The 21,167-nt window shown below is 68.0% G+C and carries 17 protein-coding genes; 7 read left to right on the plus strand and 10 right to left on the minus strand.

Annotation, left to right across the window (positions count from 1 at the left end; genetic code table 11):
* Positions 1-178: 178 nt before the first annotated feature.
* Positions 179-1,678, minus strand: coding sequence for an amino acid permease (locus FB473_RS12665; RefSeq protein WP_167168322.1), 1,500 nt, complete (start codon positions 1,676-1,678; stop codon positions 179-181).
* Positions 1,679-2,004: 326 nt separating this feature from the next.
* Here FB473_RS12665 and FB473_RS12670 point away from each other — a divergent pair, with 326 nt between their 5' ends.
* The gene (locus tag FB473_RS12670) at positions 2,005-3,459 is read left to right on the plus strand and encodes a uracil-xanthine permease family protein (RefSeq protein ID WP_167168325.1); all 1,455 of its coding nucleotides are present in this window, start codon (positions 2,005-2,007) and stop codon (positions 3,457-3,459) included.
* 274 nt (positions 3,460-3,733) lie between these two features.
* Here the strand turns inward: FB473_RS12670 and FB473_RS12675 are convergent, their stop codons facing one another.
* A complete protein-coding gene (locus tag FB473_RS12675; RefSeq protein ID WP_208390556.1) occupies positions 3,734-4,636 on the minus strand; it encodes an SMP-30/gluconolactonase/LRE family protein in 903 nt (300 codons plus the stop codon).
* Positions 4,620-5,981 (minus strand): MFS transporter, encoded by a 1,362-nt coding sequence (locus tag FB473_RS12680; protein ID WP_167168328.1) that lies wholly within the window; start codon positions 5,979-5,981, stop codon positions 4,620-4,622. The genes FB473_RS12675 and FB473_RS12680 overlap by 17 nt, the downstream gene beginning before the upstream one ends.
* 353 nt (positions 5,982-6,334) lie before the next feature.
* Here FB473_RS12680 and FB473_RS12685 point away from each other — a divergent pair, with 353 nt between their 5' ends.
* From FB473_RS12685 to FB473_RS12705, 5 genes are all read left to right on the plus strand, one after another.
* Entirely contained in the window at positions 6,335-7,000 is a 666-nt protein-coding gene (locus tag FB473_RS12685; RefSeq protein ID WP_167168331.1) for a DNA-3-methyladenine glycosylase I, read from the plus strand.
* A gap of 31 nt (positions 7,001-7,031) precedes the next feature.
* Positions 7,032-7,676 (plus strand): TetR/AcrR family transcriptional regulator, encoded by a 645-nt coding sequence (locus FB473_RS12690; RefSeq protein ID WP_167168334.1) that lies wholly within the window; start codon positions 7,032-7,034, stop codon positions 7,674-7,676.
* Positions 7,677-8,588, plus strand: a complete 912-nt coding sequence (locus FB473_RS12695; protein WP_167168337.1) for an ABC transporter ATP-binding protein — start codon at positions 7,677-7,679, stop codon at positions 8,586-8,588. It abuts the gene before it with no gap.
* Positions 8,585-10,192, plus strand: coding sequence for an ABC transporter permease (locus FB473_RS12700; protein ID WP_167168340.1), 1,608 nt, complete (start codon positions 8,585-8,587; stop codon positions 10,190-10,192). Before FB473_RS12695 ends, FB473_RS12700 begins: the two co-directional genes overlap by 4 nt.
* Before the next feature lie 106 nt (positions 10,193-10,298).
* Entirely contained in the window at positions 10,299-11,177 is an 879-nt protein-coding gene (locus FB473_RS12705) for a hypothetical protein (protein WP_167168343.1), read from the plus strand.
* A gap of 70 nt (positions 11,178-11,247) precedes the next feature.
* Here FB473_RS12705 and FB473_RS12710 read toward each other — a convergent pair whose 3' ends face one another.
* Positions 11,248-11,541, minus strand: a complete 294-nt coding sequence (locus FB473_RS12710) for a DUF1540 domain-containing protein (RefSeq protein WP_341770120.1) — start codon at positions 11,539-11,541, stop codon at positions 11,248-11,250.
* Between the two features lie 223 nt (positions 11,542-11,764).
* Between FB473_RS12710 and FB473_RS12715 the strand changes: the two genes are divergently transcribed.
* The gene (locus FB473_RS12715) at positions 11,765-12,886 is read left to right on the plus strand and encodes an NAD(P)-binding domain-containing protein (protein ID WP_167168349.1); all 1,122 of its coding nucleotides are present in this window, start codon (positions 11,765-11,767) and stop codon (positions 12,884-12,886) included.
* An 82-nt stretch (positions 12,887-12,968) separates the two neighbouring features.
* On the opposite strand, the gene FB473_RS12720 is transcribed toward FB473_RS12715, so the two are convergent.
* The 6 genes from FB473_RS12720 to FB473_RS12745 all read right to left on the minus strand — a co-directional run bounded on the left by FB473_RS12720 (position 12,969) and on the right by FB473_RS12745 (position 21,167).
* On the minus strand, positions 12,969-13,700 hold the full coding sequence (locus FB473_RS12720) for an SDR family oxidoreductase (protein ID WP_208390557.1): 732 nt from the start codon (positions 13,698-13,700) through the stop codon (positions 12,969-12,971).
* 25 nt (positions 13,701-13,725) lie between these two features.
* Positions 13,726-15,429 carry an ATP-binding cassette domain-containing protein gene (locus FB473_RS18050; RefSeq protein WP_167168352.1) on the minus strand — a complete coding sequence of 568 codons (1,704 nt, stop codon included), beginning with the start codon at positions 15,427-15,429 and terminating at the stop codon, positions 13,726-13,728.
* 1 nt (position 15,430) lies between these two features.
* Entirely contained in the window at positions 15,431-17,242 is a 1,812-nt protein-coding gene (locus tag FB473_RS12730) for an ABC transporter permease (protein WP_167168355.1), read from the minus strand.
* A gap of 276 nt (positions 17,243-17,518) precedes the next feature.
* The gene (locus FB473_RS12735; RefSeq protein ID WP_167168358.1) at positions 17,519-18,682 is read right to left on the minus strand and encodes an ABC transporter substrate-binding protein; all 1,164 of its coding nucleotides are present in this window, start codon (positions 18,680-18,682) and stop codon (positions 17,519-17,521) included.
* Between the two features lie 38 nt (positions 18,683-18,720).
* Positions 18,721-19,749: a uroporphyrinogen decarboxylase family protein gene (locus tag FB473_RS12740; protein WP_208390558.1), complete on the minus strand. Its 1,029-nt coding sequence runs from the start codon at positions 19,747-19,749 to the stop codon at positions 18,721-18,723.
* Positions 19,750-20,411: 662 nt separating this feature from the next.
* Positions 20,412-21,167, minus strand: coding sequence for a 6-phosphogluconolactonase (locus tag FB473_RS12745; protein ID WP_167168364.1), 756 nt, complete (start codon positions 21,165-21,167; stop codon positions 20,412-20,414).

Raw genomic sequence — 21,167 nt, forward strand, 5'->3', positions numbered from 1 at the left:
ACGACGGCTGAGCCTGTCGAAGCCACCCGAGAACGTCCTTTCGACAAGCTCAAGGACCGACAAGCAACCCGGCTCAAAGAACGACAAGCAACCTGGCTCAAAGAACGACGGCCGGGCCCGCCGAAGCCGCCGATACAGGCGACCCCGACAGGCCCGGCCACACAACCCGCAGATTGGGTCAGTCCACGTGCTCCGGCCCGTCCTTCAGGCCCCCGGACAGCGCGTACTCCTCCTCGGGCGACAGAACGAGGTTCTTGCGCCCGAACACCGCGAACAGCACCAGCGCCGCGATGTAGACCACGACGATGGTGTAGATCGCCGCCGTGTAGTCGGGGTTCAGCAGCACGCCGATGAAGATGGCCAGCGCGATCACCCCGGCGATGACGGCCCCGGGAACCCCGAAGGGGCTCGGGTGCGGCCGCGCCGCGCCGGGGGACTTCACCCGCAGGATGACGAAGGACGTCATCTGCAGGAGGTAGGACAGCACCGCGCCCCACACCGCGATGTTGAGCACCACCGAACCGGCCGCCTCGCCGCCGTACTGCACGATGAACAGCGAGATGAAGCCGATGACGGCACCCACGGCGAGCGCGAGGTAGGGGGTCTGCCGCTCGCCGGTCAGCGAGAGGAACTTCGGGTAGTAGCCGGCGCGGGACAGGGAGTACATGTTGCGTCCGTAGGCGAACATGATGCCCTGCACGGACGCCAGCAGACCGATCAGGGCGAACGCCGACAACACGGCTGCGACGTTGCCGGGGATGATGGCCGCGAAGGCGTCCAGCAGCGGCTCGCCGGACGAGCCCGCGGCGTCCGCCCCCAGCACGGCCGGATTCAGCACCATCACGATCACGCCGGTGACGACCAGGGTCAGCAGGCCACCCCGGCCGGCGCGCGGGATGTCACGCTCCGGGTTGTGCGCCTCCTCGGCGGCCAGCGGGAGTTCCTCGATACCCAGGAACAGCCACATCGCGAAAGGCATGGCGAAGAAGATCGGTGCCACACCGAACGGCAGGAAGGTCGAGCCACCGTCGGCCGGGGCGATGTTCCACAACGAGCCGAAGTCCGCATGCCCGCTGGCGAGGGCGAGCACCGCGAAGACCAGCAGGATGCCGACCGACAGGATCGAGACGACCACGGCGAAGCGGAAGGAGACGCTCGCCCCCGCAGTGTTGAGCGCCACGAAGACGGCGTAGAGCACCAACCACCACACCCATGCCAGGCCCTGATCGATCAGGCTGAATCCGGTGAGCTGGGCGACGATCGCGTCGGCGTACTGCGACGAGAAGAAGATGACCACCGCGGTGGTCATGACGTACTCGATTGTCTCGGCGAGCCCGGTCACGAACCCACCCCACGGCCCCATGGCGGCCCGGGCGAACGAGTAGGCACCGCCGGTGTGCGGCATGGCCGAGGCCATCTCGGAGATCGACTCGATCATCATGACGTACATGACGACGACGATCGCCGCGGCCACCAGGAAGCCTCCCCAGCCCGCGGTGCCGATGCCGTAGTTCCACCCCGAGAAGTCACCGGAGATCACGGCGGCGACCCCGATGCCCCACAGTCCCCAGACGCCCGCAGTGCGCTGGAGTTTGCGCTTGTCGAAGTAGTCAGCGTCCGCTCGTTGGTACGTCACCCCCGATACGGCGAGACCTTCCTTGTCGGTGGTAGTCGACATGCGCGTGCCTTTCTCTTGAGGACCACAGGTCCGTTGTCGAGGGCCGCGACGAGGCGAGACCGGCAGGGGGCTGGCCGACCCCGCGTCGGGGGCCCGTGGGGCACGTTAGGAGCCTCCGGAGGCGAGAAATCCCGATTTCGGCACGGTTTACATGCTCGTTACCCGACGATCGCGATGTGTTACACGGTCTCGATCCCCTGTAACAAACACGCCGCGATCGCTGCACGACAGCAAACTTTCCCGGACGGGCAGACGCGTCCATCGCGGCACGGCGCCGGGTCGCGGACTGCGCGTCCCTCTAGACTGCCGTGCTGGAAAGGACGCGCATGGCCATCTGGAAACTGCACAACAACGGAGTGCTCGCACCCGGGGATGTCGTCACCCCCGACGAGCGCCTGTCCTGGGGCAAGACGATCGGGCTCGGGGCTCAGCACGTGGTGGCCATGTTCGGCGCCACGTTCGTCTTCCCGCTCCTGATGGGCCTCAACCCTCAACTCGCCGTCATGATGAGCGGCATCGCGACCCTCATCTTCCTCTTCCTAGTGCACCACAGGGTGCCCAGCTACCTCGGGAGTTCCGCGTCCTTCGTCGGAGTGGCCACCGCCATCTATGCCCAGGGCGGGAAGCCGGACGACGTGTCGGGCGCCATGTTCTGGTGTGGCGTCGGGCTGGTCGCCGTGGGTCTGGTCATCCACTACCTCGGCTCCGGGATCATCCACAAGGTGCTCCCCCCGGTCGTCACGGGCGCCGTGGTGATGCTGATCGGCTTCAACCTGGCTCCCGTCGTGGCCCAGACCTACTGGCCCCAGGACCAGTGGATCGCGCTGATCGTCATGGTGATCGTCATCGCCTTGTCCGTGGGACTGCGCGGATTCGCCGGGCGCATCGCGATCTTCCTGTCGCTGATCATCGGCTACGTCCTCAGCTGGCTCGCCGACCTCGTCCTCGGGCCCATGACCCGGGTGGCCGCGGACGGATCGTCCACGCTGGTGTACCGCGTCGACTGGACGAAGGTGGCCCAGGCCGACTGGATCGGCCTGCCTCCGGTGACCGACCTCGCCAACTGGCAATACGGCTCGGCCGACAACGTGGTGGGTTTCCATCTTCCGCACTTCAGCGTGGGCTTCGCCCTGATCGCCATCCCCGTGGTCATCGCGCTCATCGCGGAGAACACCGGCCATGTGAAGGCGGTCGCCGAGATGACCGGCAAGAACCTCGACCCCTACATGGGGCGTGCGCTGGGTGCCGACGGGCTGACCTCGATGCTCGCCACCTTCGTCGGAGCCGGCCCGACCACCACCTACGCGGAGAACATCGGTGTCATGGCCGCCACACGCGTCTACTCGACGGCGGCCTACGCGGTCGCCTCGATCGTCGCAATCCTGTTCGGCTTCTCGCCGAAGTTCGGGGCGATCATCTCGGCCACCCCGGGAGGCGTTCTCGGCGGCATCACCGTTGTCCTCTACGGCATGATCGGCCTGCTGGGCGCCAAGATCTGGAAGGAGAACCAGGTCGACTTCGGCAATCCGATCAACCTGGTTCCCGTCGCAGCCGGCATCATCATCGGTGTCGGCGACGTCTCGCTGCAGTTCGGCGACTCCTTCACCCTCGGCGGCATCGCCCTGGGCACCATCGTCACGATCGCCCTCTATCACGTGGCGCGCGCCCTCGCCCCTCGTGACATGGTGGCCGCGGCCGAGGGAGCGGTGCTCATCGTCGACGCCCCCGGTGCGTACACGGACGAGGCCGTCGAGCCCGCGAACCGGCCCGAGAGCGACTGAGTCACGCCTCTACGCGCCTGGCCGAGGCCAGATCGCGAGAGAATCTGACGGCGGATTCGGATTCGGGGCCTCAAACGCCCCAAAGCGGCATCGCCCGTCAGATTCTCTCGCAGATCCATGTGAACCACGCACACACAGAGATCGCGTTCCGAGGTTCGGCCGCGACGAGACGCCGTAGCCCACGCGATTTCCTCGCTCCCGGCACCGCGGCAAGCAAGAGGAGGGGTTCCCGGCCTGTGTGGCCGGGAACCCCTCCTCTTCACCGGGGGTGTGATCAGTGGATCCGCGCCCAGGTGGCATCCGTCGTTGTCGTGCGAATGCTGTAGAGCCGGTCGGTGGCACACATGAAAAGGGTGTGCCCGTCGGCTCCGCCCCAGCACAGGTTGGCCACCCGCACCGGGGTGGTGATGCGTCCCACCTCGGTGCCATCCGGGTCGTGGACGCGTACACCGTTGCCCGACGAGGCCCAGATCCGGCCCTGGTCGTCCACCCTCATGCCGTCGGGCACCTCGGAGTCGATCTCGATGAGCGACCGGCCACGTTTGGCCAGCCGGCCGTCGACCACGTCGTAGGCGCGGACGTGGCGTCCCGGCCCGTCCTCGCCACCGGACGACGACGTGTCGCACACGTAGAGCACGCTCTCGTCCGGCGAGAAGGCCAGCCCGTTCGGGGCCATCACGTCGGTGACCACGGGCCAGATGCTCCCGTCGCGCTCGTCGAAGCGGAAGACCCACCGGTCCCCGTACTCCCGGACGCCGGGATGTCCCTCGTGCGGCAGTTCGATGCCGTAGGCGGGATCGGTGAACCAGATCGTCCCGTCGGACTTCACCACCACGTCGTTCGGCGAGTTCAGGCGCACGCCGGCGAAGTGGTCGACGAGCACCTGCACCTCACCGTCGGCCGTCCGCCGCCGCTGCACCGCACGGCGTCCATGGCTGCACTCGATGATGTCCCCGGCCAGGTCGATGGTCCGTCCGTTGGTGTAGTCGACGTTGGTCGCGAACGAGGACGCCTCGCCGGTGCGCTCCGAGTACTGGATGATCCGGTCGTTGTGGATGTCGCTGAAGATGACGACCTGGCGGTCGTCCAGCCACGCGGGGCCCTCGGGCCAGTCCATGCCCCCGATGAGCAGCTTGAGCTCCGCGCCGGGCTCCAGGAAGTCACATGACGGCATCATCGATCTCCGCCTCGTGCCAGACGTGGTCCTCCGGCACCGTCTCCCTGATCTTGGCCAGCGGGAGGAGCCCCAGCAAGCAGATGAAGGTCAGGACGATGTAGTGCACCGGATACCCGAAGTGGTCGATGATGGCGCCCTGCACCGGTGCCGCGATGACGCCGGACACGCCGACGGCGATGCCGATCATCAGGCCCATGGCCGTGCCGGCCGAGCGCGGCAGCGAGTCGATCAGCAGTGCGTAGACGACCGGGAACGGCGCGTTGCGCACCAAGCCCCACAGGATCAGGATCACCCACGCCGTCGTCATCGAGTTGATGCCCAGCATGGCTATCACGGCGACTGCCCAGCCGACGGTCAGGAACCTAAGAGCGAACTTCCTGCCGGTGCGGTCGGACGCCCAGCCCCAGCCGACCTGACCGATCCAGCCGGTCAGGCCGGAGGCTCCGGAGACCAGCGCCGCGTCCGTCAGCGACACACCACGCTCGGTGAGCTGGCTGGTGAGGAAGGTCGTCGCACCGGTCTCGGCCCAGAGGAACAGGAAGACCAGCATGACGCACCAGCGAGCGTTCCCGCTCTTGAGCACCTGCTTGACGGGAGCGATCAGGTTGCCGGGCGAGCGGACGCTGAGTTCGTGGGTCGGGCACGTCAGGCCGTTCGCGTCGATCCAGTCGTAGACCGTCTGCTGGTGCTTCTTGGTGCCGATGAACGCCTGGGCGATCATGATCGGCACACCGATCAGGGGAATCACCAGGAACGCCTCGCGCCAGCCGCCGACTCCGAGGACAAGGGCGATCAGGGCACCGGTGGCGAACTGGCCGAGGGGGAACCCGGTGTGGTGGACACCGACGGCGAACCCACGGTATTCGCGGGGCCACCACTCCCCGACCAGCGCCACGTTGACCGGCTCGGAGCCGCCGCGGCTGATGCCCATGGGGATGCGCAGCAGCAGGAAGGACGCGAACGCACCCGAGAATCCCCAGGTGAGCAGGCCTCCGATCGTGCCCAGCGCCATGGCGATGATCCAGGTCCACGTGCGCATGTAACCGGATCCGATGCGATCGGCGATCCATCCGAACAGCACCGCGCCGACGATGAGGCCGGCGAAGAAGACGGAGTTGATCAGGCCGGCCTGAGCGTCGTTCAGGCCGAACTCGTCCTTGATGGCCGGCAGCACGGCCGGCAGGATGCCGCCGTCGACGGCGGTCATCAGAATGGCCAAGGTGGTGACAAGGAGCGTCAGCCAGCTGATGGCATGGGCCCTGGGCAGTATCGACTGCCGGGGTGCCGATCCGCCGCCGTCGTTCACGGCGTCTGCTGGGCGTGTGGCATAGGCGTCAGTGCCCATCGGATACCTCTTTCTCTCGTCCCGGCAGCGATGCCGGAGCCGTTGATTCGGCTTCAGGACGGGTGTCCTGGCGCGTACCCTATGTCCGTCTGGCTTGGGAGGTCAAGCGATCCTATACGACCTGACCAGCTGTTTTCCGTCTTGGGATCACCACCGTTCACACCATGGGGGACGATGGCCGCCATGTCCGGCGGTATTGGCTCGAAATGGCCAGTCACCCGTCGGAGAAGAGATCATGGCCCACAGATTGGCAGCCATTTCTCACTGCGGCGGTCGGCAACCGGAGTGGAAACCCACCACAGGCCTGTGGATAACTCGATCGACTGTCATTCGCTCCGTTGATGATGGGTGTCATGGCAGATCACAACCCCGACCTGGTCATCGGCGAGGACGGCAGAGCGCGTCCTCGCTGGGCGACCTCCAGCCCGTTGTACATCGACTATTACGACAATGAATGGGGCCAACCCGTCCGCGACGAGGCCGGCCTGTACGAGCGACTCACCCTCGAAGGGTTCCAGAGCGGCCTGAGCTGGGCGATCGTCCTGGCGAAGCGCCCGGCGTTCCGGGCGGCCTTCAGCGGGTTCGACCCCGATGCGGTGGCCGCCTTCGGGGACGACGACGTCGCCCGGCTGATGGCCGACGCCGGCATCATCCGCAATCGGCGCAAGATCGAGGCGGCGATCGGCAACGCGCGAGCCACGGTGCGGTTGCGGGAGCAGGGAGGGCTTCCCGCCCTGGTGTGGTCGTTCCTCCCCGAACGCACCCCGGCACCGGAATCGCTCGCCGACCTGCGCGCCACATCGCCCGAAGCCATGGCGCTCAGCAAGGCACTGAAACGGCACGGCTTCCAGTGGGTGGGGCCCACGACCGCCTACGCGACCATGCAGGCCATCGGCATGGTCGACGACCACCTGGTCGGCTCCTGGCGCCGCGGATCGTCCGGAGTGTTCGGCGCGGACGGAACGCTCAACGCGGGGTGGGCGAACGTCGGTCACGCCTCGCCTCGTACATCCGCTTGACATGATTGAACATACGTTCAAGAATTTATACATGAGTTCAAACCCGGCCGATCTACTGCCTCAGGCGCGCATCCGCATCGCTGCCCTGGAGTTATTCGGCCGCCAGGGATTCGACCGGACGACGATCCGCCAGGTCGCCTCGCGTGCGGGCGTCTCCCCCGGGCTCGTCATCCACCACTTCGGCAGCAAGGACGGCCTGCGCGAGGCGTGCGACACCTACGTCATGGAACTGGTCGGGCAGGAGCGGGAGTTCTTCTTCACGATCGGTGCGCCGACACCTCGGATGCGCACGTATCTCGACACCCATCCGGAGATGCTCCGGGTGTTCGACTACCTCGTCCAGGCACTGCGGGAGGGCGGCGAGGTCGCCGGTCACGTGTTCGCGAAGCTGTGCGACCTCACCGACGACCTGATGGCCCAGGCCGAGGCACTCGGATTCGCCCACCTGCCGGACGACCGGGAGGCGACGATCGCCCTCCTGGTCTCGATGTCGGTCGGCTTCCTGCTGGTCGCCGACCAGTTCGCCGAACGGCTGGGTGCGACCAGCTTCGAGGAACCGGACGTCGTCCAGCGCTATGCCGCGGTGGCCTCCGACCTGTTCACCCACGGGGTGTTCACCGAGGAGTACCTCACCCTCCTGAAGAACACGACTCTTCAAAGCGACCAAGGAGAATAGATGAGCGAGCCAGCCATCCTCATCGGTGACCTCGTGAAGACGTTCGGCAGCGTCCGCGCGCTGGACGGCCTCGATCTGGAGGTACCGACCGGCGTCATCCACGGCTACCTCGGGCCCAACGGCGCCGGGAAGTCCACGACCATCCGGGTGCTGCTCGGGTTGTTGCGCGCCGATTCCGGCACAGCCCGTCTTCTCGGCGGCGACCCGTGGGCGCAGGCTCCCGAGTTGCACCGCCGGCTGGCATACGTGCCCGGCGACGTCAGCCTGTGGCCCAACCTCACCGGAGGTGAGGCCATCGATCTCCTCGGCCGGTCGCGAGGGGGCCTCGACAAGGCACGGCGCGCGGAGCTGATCGAGAAGTTCGACCTGGACCCCACCAAGAAGGGCCGCACGTACTCCAAGGGCAACCGGCAGAAGGTGGCGTTGATCGCCGCACTCGCCGGGGACGTCGAGTTGTTGCTGCTGGACGAGCCGACGTCGGGCCTCGACCCCCTCATGGAGCGGGTCTTCACCGAGCACATCCGCTCGCAGCGGGCCGAGGGACTCACCGTGCTGCTGTCGAGCCACATCCTGTCGGAGGTCGAGGAGTTGTGCGACAGCGTCTCCATCATCAAGGCCGGACGCGTGGTCGACACCGGCACGCTGGCCGACCTGAGGCACCTCCATCGCCTGGACCTGACCGCGGAACTGGACGAGGTGCCCGCCGGGCTCGATCGGCTGCCCGGCGTCCACGACCTGGTCGTCGAGGGCCGGACGATCCGCGCCCATGTCGACGCCGATGCGCTCAACGGGCTGCTCGGCGAACTGACGCGCCACGGCGTGCGCACACTGACATCGACCCCTCCGTCGCTCGAGGAGTTGTTCCTCAGCCACTACGACGGCACGAGCGGCCGGGGGGCGGCGACCCGATGAACACCCTCGCGGGGCTGCGGACGCCCCTGTGCCTGGGCCTGCGGCGCGACTGGCTCTTCTGGCTGTGCTGGATGGTCGGGCTGGCCCTGCTCCCCGCGTTCACCGCGACGAGCTACGACCAGCTCATCCCGCCCGGGACCGATCCGAGTGCGACCATCGAGCCGCTGCGCAACAGCCCGGCGATGCTCGCGCTGCTGGGGCCGGCCTTCGACCTCTACAGCAAGGGCGGCTTCGTCATGTGGCGGGTCGGCGGATTCACCTCGGTGTTCGTGGGCATGGCCGCCGGGTTCGGCGTCATCCGGGCCACGCGCGCGGAAGAAGAGGCGGGAAGGCTCGAGCTGATCCGGTCGGGGAGCCTCGGACGCCACGCGCCGCTGGGAGCCGCCATCGTCCTGGCGACGATCGGGTCGCTGGGGACAGGTCTGCTCACCGGCGTCCTCACGGTGGCCGTCGGCCTGCCCGCGACCGGTTCAGTGGCCGCGGGACTGGCGATGGCGTCCACCGGCCTGGTGTTCACGGGCATCGGCGCGGTCGTCGCACAGGTCTTCGAGAGCGCCCGAACCGCGAGGTACTGGACGATCGGGGCGATCTGGGGCGGCATGTTCGTGCTGCGGATGATGGTCGACGGCGCGGGCCCGGACGCCGGGATCAGTTTCGCGCGATGGCTCATCCCCCTGGAGTGGGGCATGCTCATCCGGCCATGGGCGGACGAACGCTGGTGGGTGTTCCTGCTTTCCGTAGCCCTGTTCGCGGTACTCGTCCTGCTGGCGTTCCGTCTGGAGTCGACCCGCGACCACGGTGCGGGGCTGACGCGGACCCGTCCCGGTCGCCCGAGCGCCGCGGCCTGGCTGGCCGGTCCGTTCGGGCTCGCCTGGCGGCTGCAGCGCGGTGGCCTGGTCGGCTGGTCGCTCGGGCTACTGCTCGGCGCGGTGGGGACGGGCTCGATCATGAGCCAGATGGACCAGTCCATCGAGGCCAATCCGGAGATCGGGGCGATGCTGGAGAAGATGGGTGGCACGTCCAACGTGGAGATGGCCTTCTACATCGCGATGCTCGACATCATGGCCACGGTGGCGGGAATCATGGGCGCGACGATCCTGCACCGTTTGCGCGCGGAGGAAGCTCGCGGGCATGCCGAGGCGCTCCTCGCGACCGCCGTGCCGCGCTGGCGGCTGGCGCTCAGTCACCTCGCATGGGCCGTCGTCCTGCCCTGCCTGGTGTTCATCGGGGTGGGCGCGCTGCTGCCCCTCGTCCAGGCCGGCTCGTCCGGCGACTACTCCGCCATCGGCCAGTACACACGCGCCGCCGCGGCGCTGACCCCGGGGATCGTGTTCGTCGTCGGCCTCGCGATGCTGTTGATCGGCTGGTTCCCCCGCCTCACGGGGCTGGTCTGGGCGGTCCTCGGCTGGACGATGTTCGCCACCTGGTTCGCGGTGCTGTTCCAGGTGCCGGAATGGCTCACCAAGGTGCAGCCCTGGGGTTATCTCGCGCATCTGCCGCGCGACGCCATGGACTGGCCGGCCTTCGCGGTCGAGTCCGTCATCGGAGTGGCACTGCTGGTCGCGGGCCTCGTCGGTTACCGGCACCGGAGCATTCCCGCATAACGGAATGTGGACACCCCGCCATCGACAGGGATCGCAGGTTAGGTTACCCTCACTAAGGAGAAGTTAGGTAACCCTCACTTCGAAATCCCTGTCCTGGAGGTCAGCCATGGAGTCACCCACTCCCGACTATGCGCTCGTCGGCGAAGAAGGGCTCGCGTCCCGAACCATGTCGATGACGCATCGTCTGCTCGCCGGCTCCGGAACCCCCTCACTCGTCGCCTATCACCTCGACCCCATGATCAGCGTCGACTCACTCGCACACGGCCTCACTCGGCACGGGGAGTTGGTCGTCGCCGGATGTCTCGGCGAGGACGATCCTATCGCCGAGGCGCCGGACGACTGGCCGATCGAGGTGCGGCTCGACATCCTGAAGGAATCCCCCGAGCCCGCGGTTCACATCGTCGCGGCGGCCGCGCACATGCTCGGCAGCATGGAATGGGTTCCCGACGCCGTCACGGCCGAACTGCTGGAGCGCGGCGAACTGCCCGACCGCGTGGCAGCGATCGCATCGTCCCCCAACGGACGGCTGGCATCGATCACGACGACCCGCGTGCTGCTGCACGACAGTCTCGGCGTCACGCCGGTGGCCTTCAGCGACATCTCCGCCCGCCACATGAGCGGCCAGGCAGGCGACGAGGAGAATTCGGCCTTCCCCCCGCTCGACGCGGAACTGGACGTCTTCGAGACCGTGGCCTGCATAGGGCCGGACGATCTCACCGCGCTGTTCTTCTCCGTGATCAACCACCAGACCCCGGGGCTCGTCATGACGCGGCGGCCGCTCGTCGCGACCTGCCAGCACGTCGCCGGCAAGGTGTTCTGCGTCGACGTCGACCGCACCGGGGTCGTCTTGATGCGTGCCGCCCCGGAAGAGACCGTGACGGTCTACATTCCGTTGGCAAAGCAGGCCACAACCCTTGACGAGTTCGGCCTTCTCTTCGCGTCCATCACCCAGGGCTTGACCCCGTCACGCCAACCGCGTATCTGACAACGGGGTCGGGAGTGCGTGGGCCCCGTTACGGCGGGGCCCACGTCTGCCCTGACGAATCACGCGTGTCTCAGCGTGCCTGGTAAGCCAGACAGGCCGCGTCCCCCGCGATGTCGACGGACTCGGCGGTACACATGAGGTCGGCGTTGTGGACACACTCGAGACGCTGGCAAGCACCCACATGCCCGTCGGCGACCGGGAGGCCGCCTCTCGCGTCGAGCGAGACGAACGTGCCGCACGATGCCTTGCCGGCGAGGCCGCCGATGGTGACGGCGAACGCGGTGCACCCATCACTGTTGTAGGCGCACGAGGATGCGGAGCAGGACTTCACGGCTGTGACGGTACCCATTGTGGTTCCTTCCACTACGAGTTCTTCGGTTTCACTTCCGCGTATCTGACGTTTTTGAACGTAACTCCGCTGATCAGAGGCCACAAACGCTTTTCTTCGAGATCAAGGTGAGGCTGTCCTCAGTTACTCACCGGAGGATGCGCCCCCTCGCGGACGATTCCGTCCGGTGTCTCGCCCGCCGCGGCGATCCCGCGTCTACAGTGGCCAGCAGGCAGCCCCGCCCGAAGAGAGGTCGTCCATGATCGTGCCGTCCACCACGGATCCGAGCGTCACGGGCACCGAGCGGAACGCGACCGTCGTGGTCATCGGTGCGGGGCAGGCAGGGCTGTCGGCCGCGTACCACCTGCAGCGGCGGGGGTTCACCAGCGCCACGGACGATCCCGACGTGGCCAGGACATTCATCGTCCTCGACTCCGAGGACGCCCCGGGCGGGGCGTGGCGGCATCGCTGGGGGTCGCTGACGATGGCGACGGTCAACGGCATCTTCGACCTCCCGGGATTCCCGAGCCCGTCGGTCGACCCCCGGGAGCCGAGCAGCACGGCGGTCCCGCGCTATTTCGCGGCCTTCGAGCGGGAACACACGCTGCCGATCCTGCGCCCCGTGACGGTCGCCTCCGTGCACCGTGCCGACGACGCCCCCGACGGCGACCTGCTCACCGCTACCGGCGACGGCTCCTGGCGATCACGCGTGCTCGTCAACGCCACCGGCACGTGGACCAACCCCACCTGGCCCGACGTTCCCGGCCGCGAGTCGTTCGCGGGACGGCAACTGCACACCCACGACTACGTGGACGCGGCCGAGTTCGCGGGACGACGCGTCGCGATCGTCGGGGGCGGCATCTCCGCGATCCAGCACCTGGCCGAGGTCTCGCGCGTGGCCACCACGTTCTGGTACACCCGTCGTCCGCCCGAGTTCCGCGACGAGTTCACCCCGGAGGAGGGCGGCCGCGAGACCATCGCGAAGGTGCGCGCGGACGTCGAGGCGGGCCGCCCGACCGGCAGCGTGGTCTCCTACACCGGCCTCATCTGGAACCAGTACGCCGAGGAGGCCCGGGACCGTGGCGCGCTGCGGCGCCGACCGATGTTCACCTGCATCGAGACGGACGGCGTCCGGGAACAGGACGACGCGCTGACCAGCGTCGATGTGATCCTGTGGGCCACCGGCTTCCGCGCCGCCCTGGGCCACCTCGACCCGCTCGGCCTGCGCAACGATCTGGGAGGGATCACGATGCGCGGCACCCAGGTCGCGGGCGAGCCGCGCGTCCACCTGATCGGCTTCGGCACCTCGCAGTCCACGGTCGGCGCGAACCGCGCGGGCAGGGACGCCGTCTCGGCCATCGTGCGGTACCTGGATCGCTGACCCGAAGATTATTGGGGTTGATCGTGGGTCATACTCGACCCACGATCAACCCCAATAATTCTGCTGACCGGACGGACCCGGCTCACACGCCGAACTGGGCCGACACCTCGTGCCGCGGGCGCAGGTCGACGTTGGTGATCTGGACGTCGGGCCCCGCATCGACGACCCAGCGGATGGCCGCAGCCACCGAGGCCGGGCGAATGTACTCCTCGCTACGGTAATCGAACCCGAAGTCGGCGTGGAGCCCTCGCAGCATCGGGGTGTCGATCTGCCCGGGGAAGATCGACACCACCCGCAGCGCGGGCTCGGCCAGACGCAGCGTGTTGGCGAACCCCGTGAGGGCATGCTTGGACGAGGTGTACGCCGGGTGCCTCGGGAGGGCGCGTTTGCCGGCACCGGAGTTGATGAACACCACATCGGCCCCGGCCGCCCGCAGCGGCGCGAGCAGCACGCGGGTGAGTAACGCGGGTGCGACGACGTTGGTGCCCAGCACGCGGTTCCACACCTCGGCGTCGGTCTGCTCCAGCGACTCCCCCGAGCCGACCGCGGCAGCGTGGACGAGCACGTCGACGCGTCCGTGCTCGGCCGACAGCGCGGCACCGACCGAGTCGATCGCGGCTGCGTCGAGCACGTCGAGCCGTGTGGGCACGACCGAGTCGATCCCGGCGAGTTCGGCGAGCGCGGCGTCCGAGCGGGCGATCGCGATCACGGTGTGGTCACGCGCCAGATCGCGGACGACCTCGCGTCCCACTCCACCGCCGGCACCCGTCACCACCGCGATCGGGCGCGCGTCCGCCTCCGACAGTTGCGTCATCGTGTTCCTCCTCGATCGAGTGGTCTCAGGAGACCTTGGCCTGTGAGCCGCGTCCCAGGTATGCCTCCTGGATGGCGGTGTCGTTGAGCAGTTGTTCGGCCGTCCCCTGCAGCACGATGCCGCCGTTGGCCAGCACGTAGCCGCGGTCGGCGATCGACAGCGCCAATTCGGCCTGCTGCTCGACGATCAGCACCGCGAGACCCAGTTCGTCGCGCAGCCGTGCGATCTCCTCCAGCACCTGCTCGACCAGCAACGGCGCCAGGCCCATGGTGGGCTCGTCCATGCAGATCAGCCGCGGTTTGCTCATCAGCGCGCGCCCGAAGGCGAGCATCTGCTGTTCGCCGCCCGACATCGTCCCGGCGGCCTGGTCACGGCGCTCGGCCAGCCGCGGGAAGTGGTCGAGAATTGCGGCCAGGTCGTCACGAATGCCCGCCCGGTCGGTACGGGTGTAGGCACCGATGAGCAGGTTCTCCTGCACCGTCATCTCGGGAAAGACCCGGCGCGCCTCCGGTACCGTGGCGATTCCGCTGCGGACGCGGTGCGGCGTGTCCACGGACCGCAGGTCGCGGTCGTCGAACCGCACCTGCCCCTGACGCGGATTGACCAGGCCCAGGATCGTCTTCATCGTGGTGGACTTGCCCGAGGCGTTGCCACCCAGCAGCGAGACGATCTCGCCTTCGCCCACCGTGATCGAGACGTTCCGCAGGGCGTGCACCGCTCCGTAGTAGACGTCGACGTCGCGCAGTTCCAGCAGGGGACGATGCGGCTGCTCCGGCTCGGCATCGTCCTGCGCCCGTGAGCGCTCCCTGGCCTGGACCCGGCGCCGGCCGAGATAGGCCTCGATCACCGCCGGATCGTTGCGCACCCGGAGGGGCTCGCCCGCCGCGATCAATCGGCCGTTGTCCATGACCAGGACGCGGTCCGAGATGGCCAGGACGAGATCCACCTTGTGCTCGACCAGGACGATCGTCTGGCCGGCGGCCTTGAGCTCGCGCAACTGGTCGAGTACCTCGGCCGTCTCGGACTGGTTCATGCCCGCGGTCGGCTCGTCCAGGAGGAGGAGCCGTGGATGCGAGACCAGCGCCCGGGCGATCTCGGTGCGCCGCCGGTTGGCGTAGGACAAGGTGTAGGCGCGGTCGTGGCGGCGCGGCAACAGACGCTCGCCGAAGCGGGTCAGCTGTTCGTCCACCTGGGTGGGAATCTGCCGCGCCTCGGCCCGCGTCCGGGGCCCGGGAACCAGGGCCAGCGCGGTCTCGCCCAGCAGGGACGCCCACCTCAGCACCGGGAGACCCGACAGCCCACGCAGCGGCCGGGCGTACCGGAGCTGCTTGTGAAGCCCGAGTTGTACGTTGTCGGCCACGCTCAGGGCGCCGAAGACCCGCCCGTTCTGGAACGTCCTGGCGATGCCGGCCTCGGCGGCAGCCACCGGATCGCGGCGTTCGAGGCGAACCTCGCCGAAGCTGATCGTCCCCGAATCAGGGTTGAGCAGCCCGGAGAGCAGGTTGATGGTGGTCGACTTACCCGACCCGTTGGGCCCGATGATCGAGACCACCTCGCCCTCGGCGACATCGAAGGACAGGCCGTCCACCGCGTGCACGCCGTCGAACGACTTGTGCAGATCGCGGACGCTCAGGACGGGCTGCCGGTCGTCGCCGAGCAGGGCCGCGTCGATGCCCGCGGACGAAGGCCCGTCCGAGCCGGAGTCGTGAAGCGCAGTCGTGGTTGCCATGTCATTTCCTCACGAAGACGCCCTGCGGGCGGAATCGGATGATCAGGATCAGCAGCAGTCCGTACCCGATGATGCGCCACTCGGGGACGATTCTGAGCAGTTCGGGTGCACCGACGAGCACGATGGCACCGATCACCGCCCCCAGCGGGGAGTTGAGGCCGCCGAGCACGACGATGGTCAGCACGAGTGTGGACATCGACTGCGGGAACATCGTCGGGTCGATGTAGGTGTACTGATGCGCCATGAGGGCGCCGGCCAGCCCCGCGAAGAAGGACGCGAGCGCGTAGGCCACCGCCTTGTACGCCGACGGGCGGATGCCGAGGGACTCGGCGGCGACCGCGTCGGACCCGATCGAGGCCATCGCCTTGCCCAGATGGGAAGCCCGGATGCGCGTGACGATCAGGAGCGTCACGAGGAGCACAGCCAGATCGAGCAGGTAGAGGGCGTCCTGGGAGAACAGGGTGTGGCCCAGGATGGTCGGGAACGGGATCCCGGTCAGACCGTAGGAGCCGCGCGTGATCGGTTCTGCGATCCGGATGATCGCGACCGTGACCGCCCCCACCCCGATGGTCGCGATCGCGACGTAGTGCCCGCTCAGTTTCCACACCGGGAAGGTGAGCAGGCTGGCCACGATCGCGGCGACCACCCCGCCGAACAGCAGGCCCAGCAGGAACGGCAGCTGGAAGGTGATGACGAGCAGCGCCGACGCATAGGCCCCCACCGCGATCGGGCCCGCCTGGCCGAGGATGATCTGGCCCGCCGACCCCGAGATGAGGGTGAGCCCGACCGCGGCGATCGCGAAGAGGATGACCTGGGTGCCCACGCCCGCCACCTCGTCACCGAGGACGAAGGGCACCGCGATCGCGGCGGCCACGAGCGCGACGAGCGCCCACCAGGGCAGGCGAACCGGGCGACCGCCTCCGAGGAAGGTGCCCGTCAACGGCTCGGCACCGATCGTCCGGCGCTTGCCGAGCAGCCCGCTGGGGCGGACCACGAGCACCAGGATGAGCACCCCGAACGTGATGAGGTCGCGCACGCCGTCCCCCCACCAGTAGACGCCCACGGCTTCGGCCAGCCCCAGCACGAGGCCGCCGATCACCGCCCCCGGCATCGAGCCCAGCCCGCCGATCGTCGCCGCGACGAAGGCGGCCAGGCCCGCGGTCGATCCGCTCGCGGGGTTGATGTTGGAGTTGAAGAGCCCCACGAAGATGCCCGCGACGCCTGCCAGGGCCGACGCGATGACGAACGAGAGATTCTGGATCCGCTTCACGGGGACGCCCATCTGGCGCGCCGCATCGGGATCCTGCGCGGTGGCCCGGATGGCCTGCCCCGACTTCCCGAGCTTGAGGAACAGAGCCAGGCCGACCATCGACAGCAGCGTGATCACCAGCATGACGACGTCCGAGGTGCCGAACCGCACCCCTCCGAGCTGCAGGTTGTGGGTCGGGAGGATCTCCGGGAAAGCGCGTGTCTGGGGACCGAAGACCAGCTGGGAGCCGTTGTCGAGGATCATGCCGACCGCGATCGTCGCGAGCAGGGCGGCTATCGGTGGCGACTTCGACAGGGGCCCCACCACCGTGACGTTGATCAGCAGGCCCAGAAGGCTGGTGATCACCAGCGTCGCGAGCAGAGTGGGGACGATCCCCCAGCCGAGCGTTGCGGCGAACCACCATCCGAGCATGGTGCCGATGGCGAAGACCGAGCCGTGGGCGAAGTTCGCGACGTTCGTGACGCCGAAGATGAGCGACATGCCCACGGCGACCAGCGCGTAGGCATTGCCATGGATAAGTCCGGCGATCAGGGTGTCGACCATTCAGGCTTCCTCGTGTGTCTTCTCGTATGTGGTGGGGGCAAGCGGACGCCTGCCGAGACGCCCGCTGAGCTCAGGGACCGCCCGCTGAGCTCAGAGGGCGCCCGGCAAGCTCAAGGACCGCCCGCTGAGCCTGTCGAAGCGAGGATCCGTCCCTTCGACAGGCTCAGGGACCGACTGCTGAACTCGGGGACTGCCCGACAGGCTCAGGGACCGACTGCTGAACTCAGGGGGCGCCCGACAGGCTCAGGGGGCGTATCCCGGGGCGGCAGCCGACTGTCAGCCCTCGTAGACCTCGAACTTGCCGTCCTTCACGATCAGGAGCAGCGGTTCCGGGTTCTCCACGCGCCGGGTCTCCTGGTCGAACTTGAAGGTGCCGGTTCCCTGGTAGGAGGGGAAGTCGGTCACGGTCTGCAAGGCTTCCTGGATGCCCTCACGAGTGGCGCTGGTCGTGTTGGCGGCGTACGCCAGGTCGATGATCGCCTGGTAGGCGGTCAGGTTGAAGTCTCCCGGCTCCTCGTTGTACTCGGCGCGGAAGTCCGTGACGAACTCCTGGACGAGCGGATCGGTGCTGTTGACCGTGAAGATGCCGGTGATGATGTCGCCCTCGGCGTTGTCGCCCGCGAGTTCCAGGAACTCCGGGGTGTTCTGGCCGCCGAAGAACGGGCCGGTGTAACCGAGCTTGTCACGCAGCGTGTTGACCACCAGTGCACCGTCGGGGCCGTAGCCGATCTGGACGATCGCATCGGGGTTCGCGTCCCGCGCCGGGATGAGGATCGGCGACAGGTCGGTGGAGTCGGCGAGGTAGGACGACTCGTAGACGATCTCGGTGCCGTTCTTGGCCGCCTGGTCCTTGAAGTAGCCGTAGGCCTGCTTGCCCCAGTCGTTCTCGATGTAGACCACCGCGATCTTCTTCGCCTTGGTGGCGACGACGTTCGCGTTGTACACCTGATAGACGTCCTGGGCGATGGCCGGGCTCCACACGTGGTCGCCCGTCTCGGGGAAGGTCGGCGAGGAGTTGTTGAAGCCGTAGTGCACCAGGCCCGCCTGCTGGAAGGTGGGCGAGGCTGCCGTCGAGGATCCGGACGAGTAGTCGCCCACCACCGCGATGATCGACGAGTCGGCCACCAGCTTGGGTGCGACGGCCGCGGACTGCTTCGGGTCGGACTGCGTGTCGAAGTACTCGAGGCCCAGTTGCTTGCCCTGGACGCCGCCGTCCGCGTTCACCTTCTTCACCGCGAGTTCGAAGCCCTGCTCGAACAGCCGTCCGTACTCGGCGTACTGACCCGTCTTGGGGTAGATCACCCCGATGTTGACGGTCTCGTCGGCCGATCCGGAGGCGTCCGATCCCGACGACGAGCCGGCGCAGGCCGACAGGGCCAGGCTGAGGCCGGCGAGCAGGGCGACGGGCGCCAGACGATGTCGTTTCGAAAAAAGTGCCATGGTTGCGTTCCTCGTGGGTCTTGGTCGGTTGTGATGGATCAGCGTGCGTCCCGCAGTGCCCGGAGCGAATCCGGATCGGCGGGTGTCGGGACGGTGCAGCTGGGAGCAAGCAGGAAGGGGCGACGCGGACGCGAGGTGAGCGTCCGCTCCAGCTGGTTCGCCACCTCGGCGCGGTCGCCCCCGACGGCGAACAGGTCATAGCTGACCCCGCCGACGGGAGTGACACCGAAGTCTTCGTCCAGGGACGGGTTCCCGGGAAGGAACTGGTCCCAGTGGAGGGCGTCAATGGGGTAGTCGGTGAACCACTCCGGGTGGGAGTCCTCCCGGCAGGTGTGGAACACCACGTTCGCGTCCTTGGCGGCGTCCAGGACGATCAGGTCGTACGGACGTGAGAAGGTCGCGAACGACTCGGCATCGAAATGGCCGCTGCTCGCCGTGCCGGTGACGGCGTAGAAGATGCCGTCGAGCCCGGCCCCGCCCGAGGCCACCGGCTTGATCAGCTCGCTCACGTAGCCGGCGAGGGTCTGCGCGATGGCCTGGAGCGCCGCGTGGACGCCGTCAGGATCCTGCCGGATCAGGTCGTCGTGGGTGAAGGCCGCCGACGATCCGTAGACGACGTCTCCCGGGTAGAGCGGCAGACCCGCCAGTTGCAGCAGCACCGACAGGGGCGAGAACACCGTCTGCAGCAGCGGGCGATCGGGAAGCTGCTCGCGGATCAGCCTCGACGAGGCGATGTGTTCCGCGAGGGCGGGCGCCGAGGTGGCGTCCAGCGGCCGGATGCGGGCGAGGTCCGCCACACCCGAGATCGCCGGTGAGACGAGCCGGGGGATGACTCCCGAGTAGTCGTCGGGGTCGAAGACCGATCCCCACGCCTCGGAGTAGTACACCGCTCGCGGGTTGATCTTCACCCAGTCCCAGTCCCACGAGCGGACGAAGTCGACCGTTGCGGTCGCGAAGCGCTCCGGGTCGTACTCCTCCCCGACGAAGTGCTGCCACGCGCTGGTGGCGAACGGACGATCGGACGAGCCGGCGAGGACGTCGGCGAACAGCTGGGTGCGGTCGGGCACGGGTGGTTCCTCCGGAGATCGGGACGCGGTGGTCCGGGCGGATGGATGCGTCCATGGAGATGCCATGGGCACGAGAGGAAGGGACGAGCGCGCCCGAAAGGGCGATGGCTCGGGTGAATGGTGTTGTCCGTCGGGATCACCGACGGTCAGGGCGCCTGGTCGAAGAGACGGCGTCGGTGGGCGTCAGCGAGTGGTCAGCGCCACTGACAACAACACGAACACAGACAACACGAACGGCCAACCCCGGTGAGGGGCATGGACTGTGCGTTCATGGTCGTGGACACAGGAGGATGTTAGCTGACATTTCACAGGTTGCAAGTGCCCGTCTCGCCCAGCGCCCGCGAGACCTCGGGCGCTGACTGGGTGTAGCTGGTAAGTGTGGCTTGTCTCGCCCCAGCGCGAGACCTTGTCGCCGCCTGTGGACCGCTGCCCACGCGCCCCGGCCGACGCCCGCGCCATTCCCGCGGGCGTCGGGTGATTCCCGCGGGCGCTACACCTTCCCGCAGGCGGTATGCGACCCGCGGGAAGCCACAGCACCCGCCTGAGGTCACGCGGGCCGCGTGAACGGGGGAACCGGGGCAGGATCACCACGAAACGGGGGCGATCACGGGCCGCAACCGGTCCGCGATCGCCCCCGTCAGTCGTGGGACGACGACCCGCGCTCAGCCGAGTTCGGCGGCCGCCTCCTCGTCGAGGAACACCGAGACGCTCGGATGCAGGCGGATGGAGCTGGCGGGGCAGCCGGGCCCCACCGGACCGGTGAGCGCCTGGGCGACAGCGTGTGCCTTGGCCTCGCCCAGGACCGTGACGACAAGGTGCTTCGCGCTCGACAGCATGGGCACGGTGACCGTGAACGCTGACGTGGGAACCTCGTCCAGACGGGCGAAGCAGTCCTCGTCCACCTGCTGCTGGCGGGACGCCAGCTCCAACCGGATCTCCCGGATGGGTCGCGGGTCCTGGAAATCGGTGCGGTCGGGCTCGTTGAAGGCCATGTGCCCGTTCATCCCGATCCCCATGCACGTCAGGTCGATGTGGGCACCCGACAGCAGCGCGCCGTAGCGGGCCAACTCCTCGTCGACCGGTGCCAGGCCGTTGATGCGATGGAAGTTCGCCACGGCCTCGGCGGGGAGTCGCCGCGCCAGCCACCCGCTGAACGACCGCGGGTCGCTGCCCGGCAGGCCGATGTACTCGTCCATGTGGAACGACTCCAGCCCTGACCAGAGAAGGTCCGCGGAACGGAGTTCGGCGAGCATGCCGTCCTGCGACGGCGCGCTGGCCCAGATGACCTCGGCGCTTCCCTTCTCCGCGAACACCCCGCGCAGGATGTCGACCACCCTGAGGCCCGCGAGTCGGCCGGTCTCCTCCGGGGTGTCACCGACAGTGACAGGCAATCCGTTGACCTCGAACATGGTGGGCAT

It is taken from the genome of Brooklawnia cerclae (assembly GCF_011758645.1).
Taxonomy (GTDB): Bacteria; Actinomycetota; Actinomycetes; order Propionibacteriales; family Propionibacteriaceae; genus Brooklawnia; species Brooklawnia cerclae.